The 2152-nt window shown below is 26.7% G+C and carries 4 protein-coding genes; 1 reads left to right on the top strand and 3 read right to left on the bottom strand.

Features of this window, described 5'->3' with window-relative positions:
• From ACERKK_RS12985 to ACERKK_RS12975, 3 genes are all read right to left on the bottom strand, one after another.
• On the bottom strand, positions 1-465 hold a 465-nt coding region (locus tag ACERKK_RS12985; RefSeq protein ID WP_373773498.1), incomplete at its 3' end, for a hypothetical protein.
• Positions 466-593: 128 nt separating this feature from the next.
• Positions 594-1613, bottom strand: coding sequence for an aldo/keto reductase (locus tag ACERKK_RS12980; RefSeq protein ID WP_373773497.1), 1020 nt, complete (start codon positions 1611-1613; stop codon positions 594-596).
• Positions 1614-1622: 9 nt separating this feature from the next.
• On the bottom strand, positions 1623-1793 hold the full coding sequence (locus ACERKK_RS12975; RefSeq protein WP_373773496.1) for a hypothetical protein: 171 nt from the start codon (positions 1791-1793) through the stop codon (positions 1623-1625).
• Positions 1794-1914: 121 nt separating this feature from the next.
• Here ACERKK_RS12975 and ACERKK_RS12970 point away from each other — a divergent pair, with 121 nt between their 5' ends.
• Complete coding sequence (locus ACERKK_RS12970; RefSeq protein WP_373773495.1) at positions 1915-2127, top strand: malate dehydrogenase; 213 nt, start codon at positions 1915-1917, stop codon at positions 2125-2127.
• Positions 2128-2152 lie beyond the last annotated feature (25 nt).

The raw sequence follows: 2152 nt of genomic DNA, 5'->3' as shown, positions 1-2152 counted from the left end.
CTTTTTATGTTCAATATTAATAGTAATATGTTTTAACCTAAATCTTTTATCCCAATTCTTAGCAACACCACTTAGACTTCTAAATGGGCTTGAAATATAAATACTTTTTATATCTCTTTTAGAAACATTAAAAGTTTTAATAAAATCATCTAGTTCATCAACTTCTAACTCTTTAAAAAACTTTGCATAAATTGTTTGCTCTTTAATAGTTGCTTCATGATAATTTTTTTTACTAAAAGCTTTTTTTATATCATCAAACGTTGATTTTGAACTATCATCAACATTTCTATTTAATATATGAAAAAATCTATGTTTAGTTTTTTTATTAAATGTAGATAAAACTTCTTCCTTATCAAGATTTATCAATAATTGGTATAATTTATTTCTATTACTATCCTCTTTTTTCCAATCATTCAATGTTGTCAATGGTATATCTAAATATTTACTAATTTCTATTTGTGTCATTTGATATCCTTTATATATTACATTATATATGATTATCGTAGTTTTGTCAATTTAAGATTAGTGTTTAGTTGTAAATAATAGCAGTTTAAGCATTAGCCATAAACCCTAAAGTTAGGGTTTATAGTCTATTAACCCATTGGGTATAAGATATCTTTTTGAATCTCTTCTATTTTTTTCATTAGTTCATCGTCAATTATAAAATCAAAAGCTGCCAATGACTCATCTAATTGAGATAATTCTCTTGCTCCAATAATAGTAGAAGCCACAAAATCAAAATGCTTAGAATAAGCAACTGCTAAAGTAACAGGTGAAATCCCATACTCTTTTGCAAGTATTACATATCTTTTTGTAGCTTCTATAGTTTTATCATTTACAAATCTTGTTGCCATTGCTTGAACTCTTTTACTTTGATTTGCCATATAAATACCAAATCTTGAATCTTGTGGATAAAGTCCTGCGTTATATTTTCCTGATAAAACTCCACCTGCAATTGGAGAATATGGAAGAAGTGAAATATTTTCTCTTCTACAAACATTTGCTAATTCATCCAAAAATCTTGGGTTTAATAAAGAAAAATTATTTTGAATAGATTCAAATCTTGCAAGATTATTATATTTTGAAGCTTCATTTGCTTTTGTAAGTCCATAAGCTGAATCATTTGAAGTTCCTAAGTATCTTACTTTTCCCTCACGTACAAGTTCATCAAAAGCTTTCATACTCTCTTCAATAGGAACAATAGTATCAGGCCAGTGCATTTGATAAAGGTCTATATATTCAGTTTTTAGTTTTTTAAGACTTCCTTCAACTGCTCTTTTAATATGAAAAGAATCAATTGCAGTAAGACCATGTCTAATAGGTGGAACAAACCAACCAGAAGCTGCACCTGCAACTTTTGTAGCTAATATTATAGAATCTCTACTTTTTGTTTTTAACCAATCCCCTACCCATTCTTCAGTAATTCCTGCTGTATTTGCTTTTGGAGGAACAGGATAAAGTTCTGCTGTATCAAAGAAGTTTATTCCTCTTTCATAAGCCTTATCCATGATTTTAAATGCTTCTTCTTTAGTAGTTGTAGAACCAAAAGTCATAGTTCCCATACAAATTGAAGATACTCTAAGTCCACTTTTTCCTATATATCTAAAATCCATCATATTCCCCTATTTACTTTTATCTTGTGCTTCTTGTGCTTCATCATCATTATGTGATTCTAATTCATCATAAACTTTATTAACAGAAGCAATATATTCTTCATAAGTTTTATGAGGCATATTACCCTCTTTTAATTCTTTTTCAAATCTTTCTTTTGTCATATAAACTCTTGGTATCATTTAGTATTCCTTTGTAAATCATAAAATATATGTATTAAATAAGAAAACATTATATCTTATGGAAGTTCAAATATAGTTTATTAAGAATAAATTATTATAATTAGGAAAAAAAAGGTAAAAGATGGCGAAGAAGAAGCAATCATTAGTTGATTTAAAAAATATGAATCTTTCATTTGAAGAGAATAATCAAACTATTAAATTAATAAACTTTAAAACAAAAAGCTTAACTTTAAATACTGAAATTTATGAAAATAATAAATTAATAGCTAAAAGAGAGATGGTATATGCACATTTACCAAAGAAGTTAAAAGCACAATTAAATGATTTTTTCTAAATATAGTATAAGTATAAGCTTATAC

Source organism: Poseidonibacter sp., assembly GCF_041821165.1.
In the GTDB taxonomy this organism is placed as follows: Bacteria; Campylobacterota; Campylobacteria; order Campylobacterales; family Arcobacteraceae; genus Poseidonibacter.
The sequence above is the reverse complement of the archived record's forward strand: the minus strand, read 5'-3'. Positions and strand labels throughout refer to the sequence as shown.

Bases quoted from the DNA above. Each gene is read 5' to 3' on its own strand.
- ACERKK_RS12980 (WP_373773497.1), bottom strand. From the start codon at position 1,613: ATGGATTTTAGATATATAGGAAAAAGTGGACTTAGAGTATCTTCAATT.
- ACERKK_RS12975 (WP_373773496.1), bottom strand. From the start codon at position 1,793: ATGATACCAAGAGTTTATATGACAAAAGAAAGATTTGAAAAAGAATTA.
- ACERKK_RS12970 (WP_373773495.1), top strand. From the start codon at position 1,915: ATGGCGAAGAAGAAGCAATCATTAGTTGATTTAAAAAATATGAATCTT.